General features: G+C 44.6%; 1 protein-coding gene. It reads right to left on the bottom strand.

Going from position 1 to position 534, the window contains the following annotated elements; genetic code table 11:
• Positions 1 to 534: restriction endonuclease subunit S (locus R7E78_RS30045; protein WP_318059130.1), on the bottom strand; the 534-nt coding region annotated here is incomplete at both ends.

The raw sequence follows: 534 nt of genomic DNA, 5'->3' as shown, positions 1-534 counted from the left end.
AGCACTTGATGCGCTTCAATGCTGGCTTCGGTTTGTGGCTCAAGCTGGTCGCAAAGCGCCATTAGCTCATCGACTTTGGCGACGATGCGGTGTTGTTCTGCAATTGGGGGAATTGGGAATTCAAACATTTCGAGAACTTTTTTGCTTAACCCTTCAATTGCCATCCCCACCTGTCTACCCCAGACTAGCTGCTGTACCAAAGGAGACAAAATGCCCAAATGAATAAATTGGTTCATTTGAGACTCGATCAATCGAATGATTGTAACGTGTTGACTTACGTTTGCTTCCACAAGATTTGAAGGGAATATGGTTGATCGTCCCAGCGATGCCCCAGTGATGTTTAAAAGAACATCCCCTGGCAACACCTTAGTGTTTTCCATTTTTTGATGGATTTCCTCAGAGATATAGGCAATATCGTCGAACTTTATACCTTCATTTCTCACATTCTGAGAGCGGAGGAATGGGATGCCTTCCGAGGTATAGGCATTTTTGCCTCCTCTTGGAGTACTTCCAGACCCTAACTTAGAAGTTAAC

It is taken from the genome of Vibrio sp. YT-19(2023) (assembly GCF_033337395.1).
Note: the sequence above shows the minus strand (reverse complement) of the source record. Positions and strands in the feature narration are given on the sequence as shown.